14 protein-coding genes are annotated in these 19,761 nt (G+C 70.2%); 4 read left to right on the forward strand and 10 right to left on the reverse strand.

Features of this window, described 5'->3' with window-relative positions:
* The first annotated feature begins 100 nt into the window (after positions 1-100).
* Positions 101-2,521 (forward strand): arylsulfatase, encoded by a 2,421-nt coding sequence (locus HUA76_RS10155; protein WP_254614125.1) that lies wholly within the window; start codon positions 101-103, stop codon positions 2,519-2,521.
* A gap of 54 nt (positions 2,522-2,575) precedes the next feature.
* On the opposite strand, the gene HUA76_RS10160 is transcribed toward HUA76_RS10155, so the two are convergent.
* The 10 genes from HUA76_RS10160 to HUA76_RS10205 all read right to left on the reverse strand — a co-directional run bounded on the left by HUA76_RS10160 (position 2,576) and on the right by HUA76_RS10205 (position 15,258).
* Positions 2,576-2,938 carry a VOC family protein gene (locus tag HUA76_RS10160; protein WP_174453917.1) on the reverse strand — a complete coding sequence of 121 codons (363 nt, stop codon included), beginning with the start codon at positions 2,936-2,938 and terminating at the stop codon, positions 2,576-2,578.
* Positions 2,939-2,963: 25 nt separating this feature from the next.
* A complete protein-coding gene (locus HUA76_RS10165) occupies positions 2,964-3,812 on the reverse strand; it encodes a helix-turn-helix transcriptional regulator (RefSeq protein ID WP_174453918.1) in 849 nt (282 codons plus the stop codon).
* Between the two features lie 56 nt (positions 3,813-3,868).
* A complete protein-coding gene (locus tag HUA76_RS10170) occupies positions 3,869-5,350 on the reverse strand; it encodes a potassium/proton antiporter (protein WP_174453919.1) in 1,482 nt (493 codons plus the stop codon).
* A 32-nt stretch (positions 5,351-5,382) separates the two neighbouring features.
* Entirely contained in the window at positions 5,383-7,080 is a 1,698-nt protein-coding gene (locus tag HUA76_RS10175; RefSeq protein WP_174453920.1) for an ATP-binding protein, read from the reverse strand.
* 101 nt (positions 7,081-7,181) lie between these two features.
* The gene (cheB, locus tag HUA76_RS10180; RefSeq protein ID WP_141644484.1) at positions 7,182-8,243 is read right to left on the reverse strand and encodes a chemotaxis-specific protein-glutamate methyltransferase CheB; all 1,062 of its coding nucleotides are present in this window, start codon (positions 8,241-8,243) and stop codon (positions 7,182-7,184) included.
* Entirely contained in the window at positions 8,240-10,582 is a 2,343-nt protein-coding gene (locus HUA76_RS10185) for a hybrid sensor histidine kinase/response regulator (protein ID WP_174453921.1), read from the reverse strand. The genes cheB and HUA76_RS10185 overlap by 4 nt, the downstream gene beginning before the upstream one ends.
* Positions 10,582-12,225 carry a methyl-accepting chemotaxis protein gene (locus HUA76_RS10190; protein WP_174453922.1) on the reverse strand — a complete coding sequence of 548 codons (1,644 nt, stop codon included), beginning with the start codon at positions 12,223-12,225 and terminating at the stop codon, positions 10,582-10,584. The genes HUA76_RS10185 and HUA76_RS10190 overlap by 1 nt, the downstream gene beginning before the upstream one ends.
* Positions 12,222-12,833 (reverse strand): chemotaxis protein CheW, encoded by a 612-nt coding sequence (locus HUA76_RS10195; protein ID WP_141644481.1) that lies wholly within the window; start codon positions 12,831-12,833, stop codon positions 12,222-12,224. The genes HUA76_RS10190 and HUA76_RS10195 overlap by 4 nt, the downstream gene beginning before the upstream one ends.
* Positions 12,833-14,788 carry a CheR family methyltransferase gene (locus tag HUA76_RS46260; protein WP_174460727.1) on the reverse strand — a complete coding sequence of 652 codons (1,956 nt, stop codon included), beginning with the start codon at positions 14,786-14,788 and terminating at the stop codon, positions 12,833-12,835. The genes HUA76_RS10195 and HUA76_RS46260 overlap by 1 nt, the downstream gene beginning before the upstream one ends.
* Positions 14,785-15,258, reverse strand: coding sequence for a chemotaxis protein CheW (locus HUA76_RS10205; RefSeq protein WP_141644479.1), 474 nt, complete (start codon positions 15,256-15,258; stop codon positions 14,785-14,787). Before HUA76_RS10205 ends, HUA76_RS46260 begins: the two co-directional genes overlap by 4 nt.
* A 170-nt stretch (positions 15,259-15,428) precedes the next feature.
* On the opposite strand from HUA76_RS10205, the gene HUA76_RS10210 reads away from it, so the two are divergent.
* From HUA76_RS10210 to fdhA, 3 genes are all read left to right on the forward strand, one after another.
* A complete protein-coding gene (locus HUA76_RS10210) occupies positions 15,429-16,889 on the forward strand; it encodes an RluA family pseudouridine synthase (protein ID WP_174460728.1) in 1,461 nt (486 codons plus the stop codon).
* A 67-nt stretch (positions 16,890-16,956) separates the two neighbouring features.
* Entirely contained in the window at positions 16,957-18,351 is a 1,395-nt protein-coding gene (locus HUA76_RS10215; protein WP_174460729.1) for a suppressor of fused domain protein, read from the forward strand.
* A gap of 178 nt (positions 18,352-18,529) precedes the next feature.
* The gene (gene fdhA / locus HUA76_RS10220) at positions 18,530-19,732 is read left to right on the forward strand and encodes a formaldehyde dehydrogenase, glutathione-independent (protein ID WP_174453926.1); all 1,203 of its coding nucleotides are present in this window, start codon (positions 18,530-18,532) and stop codon (positions 19,730-19,732) included.
* Positions 19,733-19,761 lie beyond the last annotated feature (29 nt).

The raw sequence follows: 19,761 nt of genomic DNA on the forward strand, positions 1-19,761 counted from the left end.
CTGACACACCCTCCGCCCGGTCCCTCGTCCGCCCGAGCCGCCAGGCCGATGCCGTCGTTCACGCGGCCCTTCACCTTCAGGCGGTGCCCGGGAGGCCCGTATGAGCAAGGACAAGCGCAAGAATCAGGGTGGCAACGGTGGCGGGGGTGTGAAAGCGGACACGATGAAGACCTACCGGGAGGGAGAGCGCTTCCCTGGCCGGATTGGTCGCACGTACGAGGAATCAGAGCCGGCCTTCCCGATGCCACCGAAGGCGCCGAAGGACGCGCCCAACATCCTCTACGTCATCCTGGACGACGTTGGCTTCGGCTGGTGTGAACCCTTCGGCGGCATGATTCGCACGCCCACGCTGATGAAGCTGGCACAGCAGGGCCTGCGCTACACGCACTTCACCACCACCGCGCTGTGCTCGCCCACGCGCTCCTGTCTCGTGACGGGCCGCAACCACCACTCCGTGGGCATGGCCAACATCACCGAACTGGCCACGGGCTTCCCCGGCTACAACGGCCGTCAGCCGCAGGACAAGGCGGGAGTACCCGCCATGCTCCATCAACACGGCTACACCAGCTACTGCATTGGTAAGTGGCACAACACGCCCTCGGAGGAGACGACCATCGCCGGGCCCTATGACCGCTGGCCCACGGGCTCCGTCTTCGGCTTCGACCGCTTCTATGGCTTCCTCGGAGGCGACTGCGACCAATGGGAGCCCAAGCTCTTCCTGGACCGCGAGGCCGTCGACCCGCCGGCCACGCCCGAAGAGGGCTACCACCTGTCCGCGGACCTGGTGGACCGGGCCATGAGCTGGATTTCGCAGCACCACTCGGCGGACCCGGCGAAGCCCTGGCTGACGTGGCTCGCGCTGGGGTGCGCGCACGCGCCCCACCACGTCGCGCCTGAGTGGGCGGACAAGTACAAGGGCCAGTTCGACCTGGGCTGGGACGCCTACCGCGAGAAGGTGCTGGCCCAGCAGAAGAAGCTGGGCATCATCCCCGAGCACGCGAAGCTCGCGCCCATGCTGGAGGGCGTGCAGAAGTGGGACTCGCTCTCCGCCGACGAGAAGCGCCTCTTCGCGCGCATGGCGGAGCTGTACGCGGGTTTCATCGAACACGCCGACGCGCAGCTCGGTCGGCTGATGGAGTTCCTGGAGCGCACGGGGCAGCTCGACAACACGCTGGTGTTCGTCTTCATCGGAGACAACGGCTCCTCGGGTGAGGGCACGCTGACGGGCCTGTTCAACGAGCAGTCCGTGGCGAACAACGCCGAGGAGACCGTGGCGCAGAACCTGGCGCGCATCGACCAGTTCGGCCAGCCCGGCTCGTACAACCACTACCCGGTGGGCTGGGCCATGGCGGGCAACACGCCCTTCCAGCTCTGCAAGCAGTACACGCACTTCGGCGGGGTGCGAAACCCGCTCATCGTCCACTGGCCGCGCGGAATCGAAGCCAGGGGCGAGCTGCGCACGCAGTACCACCACTGCATCGACATCGTCCCGACGATTCTGGAAGCGATTGGCGTGGAGGCCCCGCGCTTCATCAACTCCGTGCAGCAGGAGCCCGTCGAGGGCTACCCGATGAACTACTCGTTCAGCGACGCGAAGGCGCCGACCAATCACATCACCCAGTACTTCGAGATGCTCGGCAACCGGGGCCTGTACCACGACGGCTGGAAGGTCGTGACGTACCACGGGCGCAAGCCGTGGGAGAACAAGGCGCGGTGGAGCTTCGACGAGGACCACTGGGAACTCTACAACGTCGTGGAGGACCCCACCGAGTCGAACGACCTGATGAAGGGCAGGGACCGCGCGAACCTGAGCGACCCGATGGTGAAGAAGCTCATCGAGCTGGTGGGCCTGTGGTGGGCGGAGGCGGGGCGCTACCAGGTGTTGCCACTGGATGACCGCTTCCAGATGCGCGCGCTGGGCCGCGCGGGGCTCTACGCGGAGCGCGAGCGCCTGACGTATTACGAGGGCGCCGTGCGCATCCAGGAGTTCGCCGGGCCGGACACGAAGAACCGCTCCTGGGAGATGACGGCCCAGGTGGAGGTGCCCGCGGGTGACGCCCGAGGCCCCGTCGTCGCGCTCGGCGGAAGCTCCGCGGGCTTCTCGCTGTACCTCAAGGAGGGCGTGCCGGTGTTCTGCTACAACTTCCCCGGGCCCGAGCTGACGTATCTGCGTGGCAAGGAAGCGCTGAAGCCCGGCAAGCACGTGCTCCGCTACGAGTTCGAGAAGACCGGACCGGAGCCCTTCGGCGCGGGTGGCACGGGGCGGCTCTTCGTCGACGGGAAGAAGGTGGCGGAAGCCCAGATTCCCAGGACGGTGCCGGTGGGCTACTCGATGGATGAGACGTTCGACGTGGGCTGGGACAAGGGCACGGCGGTGAGCCCCGAGTACCCGTCCAACTCGCGCTTCACCGGCCGCGTCCTGCGCGTGGACTTCGACCTCAAGCCGGACTTCCACCCGGACCACGCGGACCCGACGAAGAAGGCCGAGGCCCGCTTCCAGCACGAGATGATGCGGCAGTAGCACCGCGCCGAAACGCTCCCGGTGGGCCACACGCCGGGAGCGCCTCGCCCGAAGTCACTTCAGACAGACGGCCTCGACGTTGTTGCCGTCGGGGTCCTTCAGGAACGCGGCGTAGTACGTGGGGCTGTAGTCGGCGCGCACGCCGGGCTTCCCATGGTCTTGACCGCCGGCCTCCAGCCCGCTCGCGTGGAAGCGGTCCACGGCGGCGTGCTGCGAGGCGCGGAACGCCAGGTGGGTGCCCGGCCCCGTCGCGCCCTGGGTGGGGTAGAGCCACAGCGCGGGCTCACCCGGAGGGCCAAAGCCCGCGCCCGAGTCGTCTCGCGAGCACAGTCCAAATCCCAGGGGCGCGAGCGCGGCGGTGTAGAAGCGCACGCTGGCGTCCAGGTCCTTCACCTTCAAGCCGATGTGGTCGAACACGATGACCTCTGTGTGAGAGAGGCCGTCACCGTACGGGGCGAGGGGCGAGTCGCTCTTGGAGGAAATTGCGCTCGCCCCGGGCCGCCTGACGGAAGCGTCCGGGGGACACTCCGGCGGCGCGGTGGAAGGTGCGCACGAAGTTGGAGAGGTCGCCGAAGCCGACGTCGAAGGCCACGTCGGTGATGGAGCGCGAGTCGTCCGCGAGCAGCCGCGCCGCGTGGCGCAGGCGGGAGCGCAGCAGGTACTGGTGCGGCGTCACGCCGACGACTTTCGAGAAGAGTCGCAGGAAGTGGAACGGGCTGAGCCCCGCCTCCTTCGCCGCGCCCTCCAGGTCGATATCCTCGCCCGAGTGCGCATCCAGCCACAGCGCCGACTCCACCACGCGCCGCCGGTCCACGGGTCGCGCCGAGGGCGCCTTGTCGGTCCGCCCCGTGACGACCTCGGCGAAGCGGGCCGCGAACACCAGGCCCACCTCGTCCATCCCCACGTCGCTCGTCCCCTCGGCGGTGGCCTGGGCCAGCTCCCCCAGCACCATCAGCTCCGGCAGGGGCGGAACCCCGCCGCTGCGCCAGCCATCGGGCGAAAGCCCCATCGACTCCAGCAGCGCCGGGGCCAGCTTGAAGGACAGGCACTCATCGCCGCGGAGGTGCTCGTGCGAGCACATGTACTCATCCCCGGGGTGACCTATCAGCAGCGAGCCCGCGACCAGCTCGAAGGACTCACCGCGCGTGCGGTAGCAGAAGGTGCCCTTGCGCACGTAGGCCACGGAGAAGGCGCGGTGCACCTCTGCGAAGGGCGCGTCGTCGGGGCCGGCGTCGCACCGGAAGTCCATGACTTGAATCGACTCACGCTCAAGGACTGTCGAGACCCGCATCGCCCGCCCAAGCTAGCGGCCGGTCCAGACCCGGGCAATGGAAACGACGGCCGTGGCTACTCGTCCTCCTGCTGGCCGAAGAGCAGCCGCAGCAGGGCCAGGTCCTCGGTGTGGCTGATGACATACACGTGGTCCCCTTGCTGGAACACGGTGTCGCCCTTGGGGGCGACGAGCTCCTGGCCTCGCACCAGCAGCATCGCGGAGGAGCCCGGAGGAAAGGGCAGGTCCGCCAGTCGCTCGCCGGCCACGGCGGAGGCCTGGTGGATGTAGAACGAGCTGACCTCGCCCTTGAGCAACTGCGTGGAAGCGATTTCGAGCACGGCCTGGGGCGGCTCGGGCACGTTGGCCGCGAGCCCCAGCTTGCGTGTCACCCACGGCACCGTGGCGCCGGGCACCAGCCCGTTCACCACCACGATGAAGAACACGATGTTGAAGATGTCTCGCGAGCCCTCCGTGCCGGACAGCACCGGGAAGGTGGCCAGGATGATGGGCACCGCGCCGCGCAGCCCCACCCAGCCCGTGTAGATGATTTCCCCCAGGGGAAACCGGAAGGGCAACAGGCACAGCAGCGCCGCCAGCGGCCTCGCCACGAAGGCGAGGATGAGGCCCAGGCCCAGGCCCACCCCGGCCACGCTGATGAGGTTTCGCGGATACACCAGCAACCCGAGCACCAGGAACATCAACACCTGGGACAGCCACGCCAGCGCGTCATGCACGCGCAACAGGCCGGTGCGGTAGCGGATGGTCTCGTTGCCCAGCGCGATGCCCACGATGTACACGGCCAGGAAACCGCTGCCGTGCAGGAGCGTGGGCAGGCCGAAGGACAACAGCGCCAGGGCCAGCGTCATCACCGGATAGAGCCCCGCCACGCGCAGGCGCAGCCGCTTGAGCAGGAGCCGCGCGCCCCAGCCCATGGCCAGGCCCAGGCCGGCGCCCACCACCATCTGCACCACCGCCTCCACCGCCAGCTCCCACCCCGGAGGCTTCCCGCTCGCCAGGGTGTGCGTCAGGCCGGTGGTGAGGATGACGGCCATCGGGTCGTTGAGGCCCGACTCCAGCTCCAGCGTGGTGCCCACCCGCCGCTTCAGGTGCAGCCCGCTGCCGCGCAGCACGGAGAAGACGGCCGCCGCGTCCGTGGAGGAGACGATGGCGCCCAGCAGCAGCGCCTGCGTCCACGGGAAGTCGAAGAGGAAGTGCGCCGCCGCGCCCATCAACGCGGCCGTGGCCACCACGCCCACCGTCGCCAGCACCGCCGCCGGGCGCAACGCGGAGTGGATGGCCGCCAAGGGAGTGTTGAGGCCACCGTCGAAGAGGATGAGGACCAGCGCCACCGTCCCCAGGCGGAAGGCGAAGCCGTAGTTGTCGAAGTCGATGCCGCCGGGCCCGTCGGAGCCGGCCGCCATGCCCACGCCCAGGAACAACAGCGCCACGGGGATGCCGAAGCGGCCGGACGCGCGGCTGAACAGCACGCTGAGCGCGAGCAGGGCGCCGCAGACGGCGAGCAGCAGGGCGGTGGGAAGCGGCTCCGTGGTGAGCATCCGGGGAGGACTCTACCCGTCCCCGGCGAAACTCAGGCGTCCGCGCGAGGGCGAGGGCGGACGGAGTGGGGCGCGGTGGACACGTGGGCCAATGGCAGCGTGAAGGAGAACGTGCTGCCCTCGCCCGGAGTGCTCCGCGCGTGGATGCTCCCGCCGTGGGCCTCGACCAGTCCCTTGGCGATGGCGAGCCCCAGCCCCGTGCCCCGGCTGGCCGCGTCGCGCGCCTGCCAGTACCGGTCGAAGATGTGGGGCAGCGCCTCCGCGTCGATGCCCGCGCCCGTGTCGCGGACGTGGAAGCACACCTCGCCGTTGCGCACGGACGCCCCCACCTCCAGGTCGCCGCCCGCCGGGGTGAACTTCACCGCGTTGCCCAGGAGGTTGCCCATCACCTGGAGCACCCGCGTCCTGTCGCACCGGGTGCGCACGTCCTCGGGAGGAGGCCGGGGGTGCAGGTGCAGTCCCTTGGCCTCCGCCAGGGGACGGATGGACTCCATCGCCTCCGCGACGAGCCCCGCCACCGAGTGCTCTCCCAGCTCCAGCGGCAGCCCGCCCGCCTCCAGCCGGCCCCAGTCCAGCAGGTCGGAGATGAGGCGCGACATCCGGTCCGTCGCGTCCTGGATGCGCGTGGCCTGCTTCGTCACGCTCTCTCCGCCCGGCCGCGCGCCCGGCCCGCGCAAGAGCAGCGCCGCGCCCAATTGCACCACGCCCAGCGGGTTCTTCAAGTCGTGCGACACCACGGCCAGCAGGTCCTCGCGCGCCCGGGCGGCCCTGCGCGATTCACCCACCAGCCGCGCGTTGTCGATGGCGAGGCTGGCGCGCAGGCACAGGTCCTCCGCCAGCGCCAGGTCATCCGGGCCGTACCGCCGCCCCGAACCCGAGGAGATGAAGGTCACCGCGCCCAGCGTGTTCCCGCGCGCGCGCAGCGGGATGATCATGTACGAGCGCGCCTGGAGCGTGCGCAGCAGGGCCGGGTGCGCCGGCTCCGCCGCCGCCGCGCGCAGGAGCGAATCCGTCACCGCGGGCACCAGCTCCGGCTCCCCGGTGTACAGCACGCGCAAGAGACCCACCGGGGCGTCGTCGCGCTTCTCAATGCGCTGGGGCAGTGTGCTCGCGCGCTCCTGCTGCGTCGGGTCCAGGCAGGCCGCCGCCACGCGGGACACCCACGGGCCCTGCTCCAGCGCATCCACCAGACACCAGTCCGCCAGGTCCGGCACCGCCAGGTGCGCCAGCAGCGTGTACATGCCGTGGGGGTCGGGCGGATGGGTGAACAGTGTCGTCATCGCCTGGTAGAGGAACGAGCGGCGTCGCTCGGCCTGCTCGACCTCCGCGCGCGCCGCCTGCTCCAGCTCCAGGGCGCGTGAGTACACGGCCTCGGCTTCCGTGAGCGGCCTCGCCGTCACCAGCACGGTGCTTGTGCCCTCCTCGGACGCAAGGGGCGTGAGCACCAGCGCGTGGCGGCGCAGGCCCGTGTCCACCGGCCAGGGCAGCTCCACCGTGACGGCGTCGCCGCGAGTCGACGCCTGGACTCGCGCCACCTCCAGTCGCGCGGCGTCCTCCACGGGCACGCCGAGCTCGGTCCACTGACGGCCTTCCAGCCCATCGGTCCCTCGTCCGAACGCCCGCGCTCCCGAGGCGCTGCACGCCAGGATGCGACCCGTGGCATCGAGGACGTAGGCCGGGTCGGGGAGCGCGGTGAAGGCGGAGACGAAGGAAGGCAGGGCAGGGCTCATCGGAACGCGGAAGGGCTGACGGGATATTGACACCCCAGGACCCGGAGGCCATTCCGGGCCAGGCAGGCGCCCAGCAAGGATTCAGTAGCGGATATTGTGGCTCACCCTGGCTGCGTGTCCGCCCGGACAGCGAGCAACAAGCGGGAAGGCAGGGCGGCCAGGGAGACGACCTCGTCCGCCAGCCCCGCGCTCACCACGACGCCGGGCATGCCGAAGACGACCGAGGACTCCTCGTCCTGGGCCAGCACACGGCCTCCGGCTTCGCGCAGCTCTCGGGTCCCCTCCAGGCCATCCTGGCCCATGCCGGTGAGGATGACCGCCAGGGCCTCGGGGCCGTGCGCGCGCGCGACGGAGCGGAACAGCCACGTCGCGGAGGGACGGAAGCCGTTGACGGGAGCGGCCTTGGACACCTGGGCCCGGCCATCCTGGACGCCCAGGTGCCGGTCGTCCGGCGCCAGGTAGACGTGCCCGGGCAGAAGCAGCTCTCCCTCTTCCGCCACTCGCACCGGCAGCGGGCCCGCCGTGGCCAGCCAGGACGCCAGACCCTGGCCGAAGCCGATGGCGATGTGCTGCACCACCAGCAGGGGCGCGGGGAAGTCCGCGGGCAATTCCGACAGGAGCCGGAACAAGGCGGCGGGGCCACCCGTGGACGCGGCCAGGGCGACCACCGACGCCCGGAGCGACTTCGCGCGAGGCGCGGGCCTGGGGGCGGGTGCGGTCTGCGCGGTGCCCCGGTCCGGCCAGCGGCGGACGACCTTCACCTCGGCCATGGCCTTGAGGGTGTCGCGCAGGCGGCGGCTGTCCGCGTCGAAGTCGGGGGACTCGGGGCCCAGGGGCTTCTGGAGCACCGCGAGCGCTCCGGCCCTCAACGCGGCCATGGACGTCTGGATGTCGCGCTCTACCAGCGTGGAGACGACGACGACGGGCGTGGGCACCTCCGTCATGATGCGACGGGTGGCCTCCAGGCCATCCATGCGCGGCATCTGGATGTCCATCGTCACCAGGTTGGGCCGCAGACGCTGGGTGAGTTCCATCGCCTCCACGCCGTCCTTGGCTTCGCCCACCACGCTCAGCCCCGGGTCGGCGCGGAGGATTTCCACGAGCAGTCGACGGGCGGTGGGAGAGTCCTCGGCCACCACGATGCGCAACGGTTCTGTCCTCATAGAAGTCGTCTCAAGGTCTCCAGCAGGCTCGTCGGGTCGAAGGCGCTTTTCACAAGATAGGCACTGGCCCCGGCTTGCAGCCCGCGGGCCTTGTCCTCGGGCCGTCCCCTGGCGGTGACGAGGATGACCGGCAGCCTCGCGAAGCGCGGGGAGGCACGCACGGCCTCGGTGAGGGCGATGCCGTCCATCCGAGGCATCTCCACGTCCAGCACCAGGGCCTCCGCGCCGCCCGCCTGGAGCCGCTCCCAGGCCTCGGCGCCGTCGACACAGGGCACCACGTCGTAGCCAGCGCCCTCCAGGATGCTCTGCTCCAGCGCGCGGGTGGTGGGCGAGTCGTCCGCCAGGACGATGCGCCGCCGCGTCCGCTGGGTCACCGGGGCGGGGAACAGCGCCGTGGAAGGACGGCCCCCCGCGGCCCGCACGAGGGACACGGGGTTGAGCAGGAGCGACAGCCGTCCGTCTGGCAGCACCGCCGCCGCGGACACGTGGCGAGCGCGCCGCACGCGCGGCCCGAGCGCCCGGACGAGGGCCTCCTGTTCGGCCAGGACCTCATCCACCACCAGCGCGGCGCGCGCGGTGCCGGCCGCCAGCACCACCGCTCCCCGGCGCTGACGCGGCGGCCCCGGGGGCAGTCCCAGCACGTCCGCCAGCGAGGCCAGGGGCACCAGCGCGTCTTCCGCCACCCACGTCGGACGGCCCTCCACGTCGCGCACTTCGTCGGGGGACAGCCGCACCAGCCGCGCGACGCCCTCGCTGGCCAGCGCGAGAATCTGTCCTCCCGCGGACACCAGCAGGACGCGCAAGGTGCTCAGCGTGAGGGGCACATCGAGCGCGAAGCGCGCGCCCTGGCCCGGCAGGGTGCTCACCTCCACCGTGCCGCGCATCGCCTCCACCTGCGTGCGCACCACGTCCAGTCCCACGCCTCGGCCCGCGACCTCCGTCACGCGCGTGGAGGTGGACAGTCCGGAGTGGAACGCGAGGCGCGCGGCGTCCTCGTCGTCCTCGGGGGCCTCGATGCCCTGGGCCACGGCGCGTGCTCGCAGCGCTTCCAGATTCAGTCCGCGTCCGTCGTCCTCCACCGTCACTTCCACGCGGCTGCCGCGCAGGCGCGCGGACAGGGTGACGCGGCCTTCCTCGGGCTTGTGCGCGCGGCGGCGCTCCTCGGGTGACTCCAGGCCATGAGCCACGGCGTTGCGCACCAGATGGAGCATGGGCTCGCGCAGGGATTGGAGCAGGGAGCGGTCCAGTTCGAGCGCGCCGCCGTGGACCTCCAGTCGCGCCTTCTTGCCTTCGGAGCGGGCCACGTCGCGCGCGGCGCGCTCCAATCCCTCGCAGCCTTCCAGGAAGGGCAGGGTGCGCGCGCGGCGGACCTCGTCGTCCATGCCCGTGGCCACGCCGCTCAGGGTCCGCTGGTCCGCCGCCAGCTCGCGGGTCACGCGCGCCAGCTCCTTCTCGGCCCGGCGCAGCGAGGACTCGGCCTCCGTGCCCTGCACCGCCTCGCGCATGCGCGCCAGCTCCTCGCGCACGCCCTCCAGCGTCTCCGTTCGTCCTTCCAGCCGCAGCGAAGCCACCCGCAGCTCGCCGCTGCGAGAGAGCAGCGCGTCCAGCTTCTGCGCCGATACGCGCACCGGCAACGTCGCTTCGAGCACGGGGCTTGTGGGCGGGGATTCGGGCGCGGAGGATTCGGCGGAGGAGCCGGGCATCCGAGAAGACTCGGCGGAGGAGCCGGGCATCCGAGAAGACTCGGCGGAGGCGCCGGGCATCCGGGAAGACTCGGGGGCTGCGCCCGCCGCGCGCGAAGGCTCGGCGGCGGAGCCCGGCGCACGGGAACGCGCGGCGGATGCGCCCGGTGCACGGGAAGACTCGTCGGTGGCGCCGGGAGGTCGTGTCGCCCCCGGTGCATGGGGCGTCGTGCCCGTCGCGTGGGGCGCCGACACGTCGCCGTTGGCCGCGCGCTCCAGGTCCGGCAACAACGTGTCGAGCGGCGAGCCGGCCAGCTCCTGCTTCGAGGCGAGCCGCCTTCCCGCGTCGTCCAGCGCATCCACGGCGGCGAAGCACAGCTCATACAACTCTGGCGACGCGGTGCGCCCGTCGCGCAGCGGCTCCAGCACTTCCTCCAGCCGGTGACACGCCGTCTCCACGAGCAGGGCACTGGCCGCGCGCGCTGCGCCCTTCACGCTGTGCAGCGTGCGCAGGAGCGCGGCCACCCGCTCCGCCGCGCGCGGCGTCCCCTGCTCCCGCTCCAGCGCGAGCAGGTCCCGGTTGAGCGAGGCCACATGCCCCTCGAGCTCCTCGAGGAACGTGGCCAGCAGTGCCTGGGCGAGCCTGTCGCGGTCCATCAGCGCCCGTACTCTTCGAGCAGGTTCTTGAGCTTCTGGCCCATGCCGTTGATGTCCTGCATGGCCCGCTCCGTCTGGCGGGAGGACATCAGGCCCTGCTGCGTGGCCTGGTTGACGTCATGCATCGCCTGGCGAATCTGGGCGATTCCGGTGGCCTGCTGGTTGGCGGACGCGGCGATTTGCGCGGCGGTGAGCGACGCCTGGGCCAGCAGGTCCGACAGCGACTGGATGGTGGAGCCCGCCTCGGCGACGATGCGCGTGGTCGCCGCCACGCTCTTGGTGCCTTCCTCGGTGGTCATCACCGCGCCGTGGGTGGCCTTCTGAATCTGTCCCAGAATCTGGCGCACCTGACCGGTGGCCTTCTTGGACTGGTCCGCCAGCGCCTTCACCTCGGCGGCGACCACGGCGAAGCCCCGGCCATTCTCTCCGGCGCGGCTGGCCTCGATGGAGGCGTTGAGCGCGAGCATGTGCGTCTGCTCGGAGATGTCATTGACGGTGGTGATGATGTCGCCAATGGCCTGGGCCTGCTCGGCGAGGGCGAGGATGCGCGAGGCGATGGACTCCACCTGCTCGCGCACGGTGCCCATGGAGGCGACGGCCTCTTCCACGGTGCGCCGTCCGGTGCGTCCCACTTCCTCGGCGTGGCGCGCGGAGTCGCTGACGTTGCGAGCGCGGCCAGCGGCCTCCTCGGACGTCTTGGTGATTTCCTCGATGGTGCTCACCGTCTCCGTCACCGCGCTGCCCTGCTCCTGCGCGCTGGCCACCTGCTCCGTGGTGCTGGCGAGGATTTCGGAGCTGGCGCCCGCGAGCTGGTTGACGAACTCCGCCACGGTCCGCAGCGTGTGCTCGCGCTGCTCGGACTGCTTGGCGATTTGTGCCTCCGACTGCTGGCGCCGCTCGGCCATCTCGTTGAAGGCGCGCGCCAGCTCCGCCATCTCGTCTCGGCCCTTCAGGTCGATGCGGTGGGTGAGCTCGCCGCGGCCGAGCTGCTCCGTGCCAATCATGAGCCTGCGCAGCGGGACGGTGATGCTGCGCGTGACGAGATAGCTGCCCGCGGAGACGAGGATGATTCCCAGCACGGTGCAGATGGCGAGCACCCACATGATTTGCCGCGCGGTGTCCCGGGCGGCATCTGAGTGCTCGGTCCAGCGCTCCTGCTCCTCCGCGAGCATCTCGTTGATGACGGAGCGAATCTGGTCCATGAGCTGCTTGCCCCGGTTGCCCCGGATGATGGGGAGCGAGGCCTCCAGACCCTTTTCACGGCGCTGGCGGATGCCCTCCTCGAGCAGGGCCAGGCGGCCCGTCACGAGCGGCTCCAGGCGCACCATGCGGTTGCGCTGGTCGGGGAACGGGGCCATCGCGTCGCGCAGCATGTTCATGTCCTGCTGGAGCGAGGAGAGGGCCGACTGGTAGGGCTCCAGGTACGGGTCCTCACCCGTGAGCAGGAAGCCGCGCTGGCCAGTCTCCGCGTCGATGAGCAGGGCGCGCACCTCGCGGACCAGACGGAAGTTCTCATGGGCCTTGAGCAGCCCCTCGGTGGTGTCCGTGAGCTGGCGTGCGCCCTGGAAGGCGACGACCGCCAGGATGAGCAACACCATCAAGGACAGTCCGAAGCCGAGCGCGATGCGGTTCCCGATGTTCATACGACTCCTTCGTCGGACAAATCGAACACGAGGCGACTGTCACCCAGCAGTGCCTCGCCCTCTAGCAAGAGTGTTCCGTCCCTGTCGGCCGCGAACACCAGTCCCCCGGCGGAATCCGCGAGGGTGACGGGGGCGGGCAACAGGTCCTGGCTCGAAACCTGGGTGACTTCGTGGACTTCCTCGGTGCGCACGCCCAGCTCGGCCCGGTTCGTCCCCAACACCAGCAGGGGGCCCGAGCTCTCCGCCGGAGCGCGGCCGAAGAGAGGGGCGAGCTCCACCACGGGGAGGACCTCGCCATGGAGCAGGGTGAGCCCGCGCAGCGTGGGAGGCGAGCCGGGCAGGGGCACCACCTCCGCGGCGCGGACGACCTCCAGCACGAAGCGTGACTCCAGGGCGTAGGTCTGGCTGGCGGCGCGAAAGCGCACCATCTCGCGCAGGGTGCCGGGAGCGACCTCGGGCGTGGGAGGGCGGCTCAAGACGCGAGCGCGCTCGTCGAGGAGCGCGGCCTCCGCCTCGGGGCTGAGGGCGCCTTCCGCTTCGCGAGAGGCCACGAGGTTCGCGAGCCGGGCGCGGACGGAATCCCAGTCGATGCCGTGAGGGCCAGCCATCAGGGTGCCTTGCCTTCAGTCAGGGGGTTCTCCAAGCGGATGCGTTCATCGCGCGCGGCGCGTGCGAGGTCCCGGGCGTGTTCTCCCTCCGCGAGTGGCAGGGGGGCATCGGGAGGAAGGGCTTCACAGAGGGCCTCTGCTTCGCGCAGGGCCTTGAGCGCGCCAGGGGTGTCACCGAGTCGGCGCAGCACGCGTCCGAGGACGAGCCACGCCACGGCGAGGGTGGGCTCCAGGTACAGGGCCTGACGGACGGAGCGCTCGGCGTCGGGCAGACGTCCCTGGCCGAGGAGAAGCAGGGCTTCGAGGTAGCGCAGGTCGGGGACGAGGGGATGGCGGGAGGCGGCCTCGGCGCTGGCATAGACGGCGGCCTGGGCGTCGAGGTTGGCGATGGCGCGCACGGCGGCGGTGGCCGTGTCCGGGTCTGAATCCAGTGCGCCCATGCGAAGCGCGGCCTCGCGCCAGTCCCCGCGCTCCAGCGCGCGGCGGGCAGCGGAGAGTTCGGAGGGGCTCGGAGCGCGAGGCGAGGGACTCCCAGTTCCCTGAAGCGCGCCCGTGCCGCGAGCTGCCGCGCCCGGTGTACCGACACTGCTTCCAGGCGACGCACCCGGTGTGCCCGCGCCTGGTGCAAAGCCAGACACACCGACGTTGCTTCCGTAAGCCGCGCCCGCCGTGCCGGCGCTCGTGGAGCCCGTGCCTCGTCCGGGAGTCGTGCCCGACGTGCCCGGGCCGCCGGTGCCTGTCGTCGCGCCCGAGCCGGGAGCGAAGCCCGGGCCGCCGGTGCCTGTCGCCGCGCCCGAGCCGGGAGCGAAGCCCGGGCCGCCGAAGCCTGTCGCCGCGCCCGAGCCGGGAGCGAAGCCAGGGCCGCCGAAGCCTGTCGTCGCACCCGAAGGGCCCGAGCCGGGAGCGAAGCCAGAGGCGCCCGCGCGGCCTCCAGAGGGGCTCGCGGCTCCACCGCCCGGGAAGCGTGTGGTGCTGCCGGAAGCCCCTGTCTCGGTGCGCGCACTTCCTCCGGGTGCGGTACCCACGCCGCCCTCACCCGAATGCGCGGGGTGCCCTCCGCCGGAAGGCGGCACCGTCATCCGCCCTCGGTCCCCGAACGGCGACGCATCGGGGACGGCCACGGTGGTGCCAGGTGGGAGCCGTCGGTAGAACACGCCCCACTCGGTGAGGACGGGCTCCAGCGGAGCGAGCCCCCCGAGCGGCGGGTCCGAAGGTCCGGTGAAGAGGACACCGCCTTCACCCAGTGAAGCGTGGAGTCGGCGGGCCACGGCCTCGATGGTGGAGCCGTTGAAGTAGATGAGGACGTTGCGACAGAAGACGACGTCCAGCTTCCAGATGCCCGAATCCGGCGACGGCCACGTATCGAGCGCGAGGTTCAGGTAGCTGAACCGCACGCGTTGCTTCACCTCGGGCGACAGGACGTACTGCCGGCCCTCGGGGCGAAGGTGGACCCGCATCCGTTCGGCCCACGGGCCCCGCATGGACCACGCGCCATAGTGCCCGCGTCGAGCCCGCGCGAGCGAGGCGCGAGACACATCGGTGGCATACACCGCCATGTGTTCGCCCCAGCCTTCGCTCATCAGCAGGGCCGCCATCGAATAGGGCTCCTCGCCGGACGAGCAGGCCGCGCTCCACATCTTCACGGTGTAGTCCGGGCCATGGCGTTCCCGGAGCGCGGGCAGGACCATGCGGCGCAGGAACTCGAAGTGCTCGGGGGTGCGGAAGAAGTACGTCTCGCCGATGGTGAGCTCGGTGAGGAGGTCATCCATCGCGGCGGAGTCGGAGGTGATGCGCGCGCGATACTCGTCGAAGTCACTCACGCCGGCGCGAGCCATGGCGCGAGAGATGCCTTCCTCGGCGGAGGCGGGGCAGCTCGGCGGGGCCAGGCCGGCGCGCTCCTCGACGAGCGCGAGCACGGCGGGGTAGCCCTCGTGGCTCCACGGCCCTTGCCTCACGGACGCTCCGTCGAGGTGGCGAGCGCCGTGTCCAGCTCCAGCGCCTCGGCCTCGGAGAGAAAGCCGCGCAGGTCATGGACCAGGACCAGTCCGTCTTCCAGCTTGGCGGCGCCGGCCACGTAGCCCACGCCGGGCAGCTCGCGGGGCGTCTCATCCCATTCGCCTGGAGCGAGCACGCGCAGGCCCTCGGCGCGGTCCACGCGCAGCGCGACCTGACGCGGGCCCGCCTGGGCGATGATGAGGTGGTCGAGCGCCGAGAGGGGACGTGCCGGGTGACGGAAGCGCCGGCGCAGGTCCAGCACGGGGAGCAACTGGCCATGCAGGTTGAGCAGGCCTTCGACGACATCGGGTGCGCGGGGCAGCGGCGTCAGGCGCACGGCGCGAATCAGCTCTCGCACGTCCTCCATGGGGAGGCCGTAGCGCTGACCTTCCAGGGTGAACAGCAGCACCTCTCGCGGAGCGGGCACCATGTGGGAGGGACATAGACGCAGTCCTGCGGGCTGTCGAACACGGCGTGCGCCCCGCACGTCGTGTGTCCACCAGTTCCCACTGGCGTCCGTGGCCTCCTGCCGCGCCACACGTTTTCCCGCTTTCCGCACGCGGGTGCCTGGACCTGATAGATGCCGACGCGGGTATCACCGTGAGCGAGGCGCGTTTCTCCCAGACCCTGCTGTCCTTCGACGCACCGCCGCTGCCTGGCGACGTGCCGGCGCGCCTCCCCAGTCCGTTCGAGTCAGGCCCTCCGGTGCGACTGGCCTGTCTTGCCGCGGAGGCGTTGCAACAGCGACTGCGGCGCGAGCATGCGCGGTGGGAAGAGCTGTGGCGGCCCGGTGGCGGCAAGATGTTCGGAGTGCTGGTCGTCGCGGGGCCGGAAGGACGGCTGGGGTACCTGTGCGCGTTCTCCGGGATGCTGGGCGGCTCCTGGGACGTGGAGGGCTTCGTCCCGCCCGTGTTCGACCCCATGGCGCGCGCCGCGTTCTGGCCCGAGGGTGAGGCGGAGCTGGCCGAACTGGGACGGAGGCACGCGGAGCTGACGGAGCAGTGCGCACGCCTCGCCCAGGAGCCTCGAGGACGAAAGGCCGAGCTGCGAGAACTCGAAGCGCGCCGGAGCGAGGTCGCGCACGAGCGGGCGGAGCGTTCCCGAGCCCTCTGGAGTCAACTGTCGCAGGGCTTCGCGGTTCCCAATGCGAGAGGCGGGCAGCGGTCCATGGCCGCGCTGTTCGCGCCGCGTCCACCGCCGGGAGGCGCGGGAGATTGCGCCGCGCCCAAGCTGTTGTCCTGCGCGTACCGTCACGGATTCAAGCCCCTGGCGCTCGCGGAGTTCTGGTGGGGCGCGGAGCCGCTCGGAGGAGGTCGGCGGTCGGGTGCGTATTACCCGGCCTGTGACAACAAGTGCGGAACGGTGCTGCCGTTCATGCTGGAGGGCCTGGCCGTGGACCCCGCGCCAGCTTCGCCCGTCACCTCCCGCGACGAGGACGTGCTCCGCGTGCTGCACGAGGACGCGGCGTTGCTCGTGGTCGACAAGCCCCACGGCTTGCCATCGGTGCCGGGCCGGCATTCACCCACGCGCGACTCGGTGCTCGTCAGACTCCTGCCACGTTTCCCGGACCTGAGCGCCGCGCGCTTCGTCCACGAGCTGGAGTCTGAGGTGTCGGGCCTCCAGGTGATTGCCCGGGACACCGCGACCCAGTCCGCGCTCCAGCGCCAGCTCGCGCGTGGCGAAGCCGAGCACCGGCACGTCGCCTGGGTCGAAGGACTCGTCGCCGTCGAGCAGGGCCGTATCGACGTGCCCTTGCGAGGCACGACGTCAGGTGCCCTTGAAACGCTCGCGAACCTGAATCACGGCAAGCAGGCCGTGACGGAGTGGCGTGTCACGGAGCGAAGCGAGTCGCGCACACGCGTGCTGCTCTGGCCCCGGACGCGTCATGCGATGCAATTGCGCATCCATGCCGCGCATCCGTTGGGGCTGGGCCTGCCCCTCGTCGGGGACGCGCGCTTTGGCGTCGAAGACTCGCGGCTGATGCTTCACGCAGAGGGGCTCGACTTCACCCACCCGGGGACCGGGAAGCGGTTGTGTTTCCAGGCTCGCGCCTCATTCTGAGGACACTCGCATACACCGCCGAGGTGAGGGCAGACAGTGCCAGAGGTCTTCTCGGTCCGAGGAGGAAATGGCAAGGTGCCGAACCCAACAAGTGGGGATTGGAGCCGCCGTGAAATCGATGCGTTTCTACGTCGCCTTGCTCGCCATCGTGCCTGGGGTCGTGTCACTGGAGGCTTCCGCGATGTTCACCAATCACGCATCCAAGGAGATCAATCTCAAGCTCATCTACGTGGGGCCACAGCTCTCGGGCAAGGCCGAGAACCTCCAGTACGTGTACGACAGGACCGAGCCGGACTCGAAGGGCAAGATGCTCTCGCTCGAAACGAAGACCGAGACCACGATGTTCTTCGACCTCTTGCCAAAAGGCGTGGGCGAAATCCGTGGCTACCGAGTGCGCATCCACCTCTACAGCCTCTCGGGCCAGGAGGAGTACGCCGCTTCGACCCGATTGCTGCTCAAGCACGCCGACGGAATCGTCTTCGTCGCCGACTGCCAGAGGGAACGGCTCGATGCGAACCTTGAAGCTTTGGAGAGAGTGAAGTCCGCTCTGCATGACCAGGGAATGGATTGGTCGCGGGTCCCGAAAGTGTTTCAGCTCAACAAGCATCGACTCCCGAATGCGCTCCCTGCGGCCGAACTCAAGAAGGCGCTCGGGCTCACGAGTGAACCGACCCTCCTCGCGGACACACGGGATGGTAGCGGCGTGTTGGATACGCTCACAGCGGGCGTCAAGGAACTGCTGTCGGGCCTGAAAGAGAACCGCGTGAAGGAATGGGTGCCCTCTCAGGAGGAGAAGGCCTCTGGCGACCGCATGACCTCCCGTGTGCAGCTCGTGTCCCACTACGGAGAGTTCTTCGGAGAGGGCGTTCACGAATACGGTCCCTGGGAGCCGTCCGCCAACGCCCCGCCGTTCTACGTGATGCGTCACCCTCCAACGAAGGACCGCCCCTACTACACCTACGCGACCTTTGGCGTCAGCACGAGCCCGCAGGCGGCTGGAGGACCTGAGCCTCGAATCGAGTTGCTTGCGTACTCGCCGGACGAGAACGACCGCGTGGTTGAACGTCTCGTCGCCGTGGCGCTGATGATCAAGTCGGCTTCGAGTGAGGACCCGCCCTTCAAGACCTACGACACCGTGGACCTCGGCGATACCACCGAGCCCAACAGCCGGTTCGCACTGGTGCCCCCGGAGGAGGTTCCGGCCTTCTCCAGCTTTCCGAATCGGAAAAGAGAGCCCCAGCAGCTCCTCTTCACCCAGGCGGTGGGTGCGAAGAAGGACGCCGATGCGCGGGTCACATTCGTGAAGCTGCTGCCGCTGACGAGCGATGAGGCGAGCTTCGCGGCCGAGAAGACAACCCGGGCCTTGCTCAAGAAGATGGGCTCCCGCCCGAAGCACCAGGGGTGGGGCCCGGCGACGGAGCCAGCCATGAAGCAGCACGGTGCTGCTTCCGGCAAGCGGTAGCGCTGACACCGGCTCAGCGCGCCCTGGGGCGGAAATACGAAGGGCAGGGGGGCAGACGAGAGGGCACACCCTTCATGGCCCCCACGCCCCTGCGTGCCAGTGAGTCGGAGGGTCACCAGCCTTAACCGGACTTTGCACGCGGCGCGGCACGGCCGGGCCGCATCGGAGGAGTCCGCTCATGGCCAGCAATCGCGGCGTCGTCTATCTGGGTCCCGGCAAGGTGGAGGTGCGCTCCATCGACTACCCGAAGATGGTGAACCCCGAGGGGAAATCCATCGAGCACGGGGTCATCCTCAAGGTGGTCTCCACCAACATCTGTGGCTCGGACCAGCACATGGTGCGCGGACGCACCACGGCGCCGAAGGGCCTGGTCCTCGGCCACGAAATCACCGGAGAAATCATCGAGAAGGGCAAGGACGTCGAGTACCTCGCCATCGGCGACCTCGTCACCGTGCCCTTCAACGTCGCCTGTGGTCGCTGTCGCACGTGTCGTGAGCAGCAGACGGGCGTGTGCCTCAACGTCAACAAGGGCCGCGCGGGCGGTGCCTACGGCTACGTGGACATGGGCGGCTGGGTGGGCGGACAGGCCGAGTACGTCATGGTCCCCTACGCGGACTTCAACCTCATCCGCTTCCCGGACAAGGCGCAGGCGCTGGAGAAGATTCTCGACCTGACCATGCTGTCGGACATCCTCCCCACGGGCTTCCATGGTGCCGTCATGGCGGGCGTCGGTGTCGGCTCCACGGTGTACGTCGCGGGTGCAGGTCCGGTGGGGCTCGCGGCGGCGGCCTCCGCGCATGTGCTGGGCGCGGCGGTGGTGATGGTGGGTGACATGAACCCGGAGCGGCTGAAGCACGCGAAGGCCTCCGGCTTCGAGCCCATCGACCTGACCAAGAGCGACAAGCTCGAGGAGCTGATTGAAGCGGTCGTCGGTGTGCCGGAGGTGGATGCCTCCGTGGACGCCGTGGGCTTCGAGGCGCGCGGCCATGGCGCCCAGGCCACCACGGAAGCTCCCGCCACGGTGCTCAACTCCCTGATGGCGATTACCCGCGCCGCGGGTGGTATCGGCATCCCCGGGCTCTACGTCACCGAGGATCCGGGCTCCAAGGACGAGGCCGCGAAGCAGGGCAACCTGCGCATGCGCTTCGGGTTGGGCTGGGCCAAGTCCCATCGGTTCTTCACGGGGCAGACGCCCGTGCTGCGCTACAACCGCCAGCTCATGCAGGCCATCCTCCACGGCCGGCTGCCCATCGCGAAGGCCGTCAACGCCACCGTCATCTCGCTCGACGACGCGCCGCGCGGCTACCACGAGTTCGACACGGGCGTGGCTCGCAAGTTCGTCATCGACCCACATGGGATGGTGAAGAAGAAGTCCGCCTGAGTCCGGCGAGCAGGGACCTCTTCCTCCTC

Origin of the sequence: Myxococcus sp. CA056, assembly GCF_013336715.1 — a bacterium.
GTDB classification, from domain to species: Bacteria; Myxococcota; Myxococcia; order Myxococcales; family Myxococcaceae; genus Myxococcus; species Myxococcus llanfairpwllgwyngyllgogerychwyrndrobwllllantysiliogogogochensis.